The 3,885-nt window shown below is 64.0% G+C and carries 3 protein-coding genes and 1 pseudogene; 2 read left to right on the forward strand and 2 right to left on the reverse strand.

The window, feature by feature from the left end; translation table 11 throughout:
* A partial coding sequence (locus AC3XYG_RS41050) for a hypothetical protein (RefSeq protein ID WP_489145688.1) occupies window positions 1-467 on the reverse strand: 467 nt, incomplete at its 3' end.
* Window positions 468-887: 420 nt separating this feature from the next.
* Here AC3XYG_RS41050 and AC3XYG_RS41055 point away from each other — a divergent pair.
* Together AC3XYG_RS41055 and AC3XYG_RS41060 are read left to right on the forward strand one after the other, a co-directional pair.
* The gene (locus tag AC3XYG_RS41055) at window positions 888-2,294 is read left to right on the forward strand and encodes a calcium-binding protein (protein WP_489145689.1); all 1,407 of its coding nucleotides are present in this window, start codon (window positions 888-890) and stop codon (window positions 2,292-2,294) included.
* A gap of 126 nt (window positions 2,295-2,420) precedes the next feature.
* Complete coding sequence (locus AC3XYG_RS41060) at window positions 2,421-3,155, forward strand: hypothetical protein (RefSeq protein ID WP_489145690.1); 735 nt, start codon at window positions 2,421-2,423, stop codon at window positions 3,153-3,155.
* A gap of 249 nt (window positions 3,156-3,404) precedes the next feature.
* Here the strand turns inward: AC3XYG_RS41060 and AC3XYG_RS41065 are convergent.
* Window positions 3,405-3,885, reverse strand: a pseudogene (locus tag AC3XYG_RS41065) (hypothetical protein); the annotation flags it as partial.

Raw genomic sequence — 3,885 nt, forward strand, 5'->3', positions numbered from 1 at the left:
AGACACGTACCACTGTAATTGAAAGCAATAAACTTCTCCCGATCTGTGCATCCCGTTACAATGTTATTGGAATCTATCCAACTGATGGTAATTGTGCTATGCGGCGGAATATCCGTAAATCCACTATAGCCAGCGACGCACATCCCCTGAACTTGACTGAACCACAGAGTTAAAGAAGTATTGTTAGTTATCGTAAACGAGTGATTTGGCGTCGCCTGCGCTGCGCTGGCAGAAAAGAGTGACAATACGGTTGCCAGAACGGCACCCCCCAGACTCGATTTCATAATAATCAATCTCCCGTCGAATAATGAATTGGAACTTTCCTGTCCCTGCATTGGTATCGTGAGCACGACTTGGGCCGAGGCCGAAAAATGGCCGAGCCGCAGCGGTGCGGTTGCAATTTTGCATAAAATGATATGTGCGAACAGGGGGTGCTGGCCCATTGTCCGCTGCATCAGGACGCCCATCGATCGTCCCCGCGGCACCGGCCTCCGTGCTTTGACGACCGGCTGTCCCTTGCGATCTTACGAGCGCTGGCGTGGCCGGTCGGGAAGCCAGAAGATCGCTAAAAATGCATCGTCACCACAATTTTTGGCAGGTTTTATTTATGGATTTGATTAATATTTAATGCAATTATCTGGAGATTGGGGCTCTGTATTGGGGGGCGACCTTCAGTCCGAGCTGGCGGAATATGCGTAAATTTTTATGAGATCAGCACAGGTCGGCACATTGCTGTAGCGCTACCCGTCAAGCATCAACAAACATACGTCGCGACGGTTTTGTACAAATATCTCACCTATGCTTCTTCAGTGTTTGATATTCCGCGGTATCTTGGTTCAGGACGAATAAAATTGGGCATCAGCCCTGAAATATTTTAGGAGAGAGCAATGGGAATTCTTCTTACCGGTAACGGAGGCAATAACGTCCTCACTGGCACCGCCGGAGCGGATTTTATCGAGGGCCTCGGTGGGGACGACACTCTCATCGGCGCCGGTGGGGCAGATGTGCTGGTCGGTGACAGTGGCACGGACACGGCGAGCTATTCCACCTCGGCTGCATCCGTCACGGTCGACCTCGCCGCAGGCACCGGGATCGGCGGCGACGCCGAGGGCGATACTTTCAGCAGCATCGAAAACCTGACCGGCTCCGCCCTGAACGATCATCTGGCGGGCGACACCGGCGCCAATGCGCTGAGCGGCGGCGCGGGAAATGATGTCCTGCATGGCGGCGCCGGGGCCGACACGCTGGATGGCGGCGACGGTTCGGACTTCGCCAACTACCAGGGCTCCGGCGCGGCCGTCAGCATTTACCTGTTAGCCCACATGGCCGGAGGCGGCGACGCCGCAGGCGATATCCTGACCAACATCGAAAGCCTGTACGGGTCGAGCTTCGACGATCACCTGACCGGCGATAATGGCGCCAACATCATCGGCGGCGAACTCGGCGACGACACCCTGGTCGGCAATGGTGGCAACGACACCCTCTCGGGCGAAGGCGGCAACGACAGTCTCGACGGCGGCGACGGCGTGGACCGGCTGGTCGGCGGCGACGGGGTCGACACCATCCATGGCGGCAACGACAATGATTCCGTCGATGCCGGCAACGGCAACGATCTGGTCTTCGGCGATGCGGGGAACGACACCCTCGTCGGCGGCAGAGGCGACGACCAACTCAGCGGCGGTGACGGCAACGACCTGCTCATCGGCGGCGCCGGGGCCGATGCCCTGGACGGCGGCGCCGCCAACGACACCGCGAGCTATGCGGGATCGGCCGTGGGGGTGCTGGTCAGCCTGGCGATCGGCATCGGCATCGGCGGCGACGCCCAGGGCGACACGCTGACCGGGATCGAGAATGTCTACGGCTCGGACCAAAATGACGTGCTGGTCGGCGATGCCGGGGCCAACACCCTGTCGGGGCTCGGCGGCAATGATGTGATCAGCGGCGGCGTCGGGGCCGATGTGCTGAAGGGCGGCACCGGCAGCGATGCCTTCTTCTACAGCAGCGTGGCCGACAGCACGGTGGCGCCATCCGGCAAGGATGTGATCACCGACTTCAGCACCGGCGACAAGATCGACCTCAGCACCATCGATGCCGACGGCAATGCCGCCAATGGCGACACCGCCTTCAGCTTCGGCGCCGGCGGCTTCACCGGCCATGCCGGAGAGATCAGGATCGTCGACTTCCACAACGGCATCCAGGGCGTCTATCTCGACACCAATGGCGACAAGGTGCCGGACTCGATCATCAACGTCATTTCAGACCATGCCCTGACCGCATCCGACTTCTTGCTGTAAGAGCCTGTTTGGAAACGCGCCGGCGCGTTTCCAAACAGGCTCTAAGAGAATACCCGACCGCAGGCCGCCCGGATAATACCGGTGCGAAACTGGACAGGCCGGCTGATTCATGTTCTTCTTTTGTTCATGAATATTTCGCCCGCCAGCACCCTCCCCGACAACTCTCCCGATGCCCCGCTCGATCCCGACCGGGCGTTCATGGTGTGGGTGCTGGGCCAGTTGGCGGAGGTGGTCGAGATCGGCATCCGCACCGCCCATCGGATCGAGCAGCAGCAGATCGTGGCCGCACTTCAGCCCGGGCCGCCCAAGGCCGATTTCGCGCTGATGCAGGAACGGCTCGCCCGCGGCATCCGGCTGTCGGTCGCCCTGGCTGCCCGCCTGCGCGACGCGCATATCACCCGTAAGGTCGGGGCGACGACGCGGGATGCGGCGGCAGTCGCCGCCGGACGGCAGCGGCGCCGCGAGGCGGTCACCCGCATCGCCACCGCGGCCGTCGCCGCCGCCGATGCCGAGAGTGCCGAATTCAGGACGGAGGCTCTGCGTGAGCGGCTGGCGGAGCGGGAGTTCGAGCACGAGTTGGAGACAATGCCGGCCCGCGAGGTGCTGACCCGGATCCACCATCTGCTCGGCATCGAGCCGGACCAGGATCATTGGCCGAAGCACTGGCCGGATGAGGCGGCGGAGAGCGGGGCCGAGCCGGCGGTGCCGCCGTGCGCAGCCGAGCCGCGACCCGAGACACGGCGCGTCTTCGTTGATTCCGATACCAGCGACGAGCCTGTGCCGGACCGGCCACCTCCCACATATAGAGCCGAGGGCCCCTTGGCGCAGGCCGGGTCTGGGGTGCCAGACGATAGCAGTTGATCGGAGGGCTGCCGCTTTCCCTCACCGTCATCGCGAGCCCGCAGGGGCCCTTTAAGTTTAACGGGGGCGATCCAAGCTGCCGCCGCCTCTGGCCGCGCGACTGGATTGCGTCGCTGCGCTCGCAATGACGGTGTTGGGGCGATGCACCCGCACCGACAGGATGGGCGGCCCAAGTCACACGGCTCCGAACCTCTCCCCCGCGCCGCTGGGCGAGGCTACTCGTGTTGGCCGTCGGTCATCAGGTGCCGGTCACTTCCCGCGGCAGTCGTCCACATCGGTGCCGGCGGCACACAAGCCGGTGCCTTTGCCGGGTTCGTCGCAATCGCCGTCCTTGGTGAAGGGGCAGGCCGCCGGCGCCGCCGCTCCGGCCCCGCCGGTTGGCGCGGGTGCGATGCTGTGGCTGGGTGCCCCGCCCGCGGCGGCGCAGTCGGTGGTGTCGGTTCCGGCCTGGCACAGGCCGGTGCCCTTGCCCGGTTCGTCGCATTCGCCGTCATGGGCGAAGTCGCAGCTGTCGGCCGGTCCGGCCCCCGTCTTGGTGCCGCTGGCCGGGGGAGTCGGAGGGGCCGGGGGTGCCGGCGGAACCGGTGTCGCCGGGGCGGCGCCCGGGCTCGCGCTGCAATCGGTCACGTCGGTGCCGGGGGCGCACAGCCCGGTGCCGCCATCGGGATCGTCGCACTCATGGTCCTTGGCGAACTGGCAGCTGTCATCGCCGCCCGCCGCCGGCTCGGCC

This window comes from Inquilinus sp., assembly GCF_057815775.1.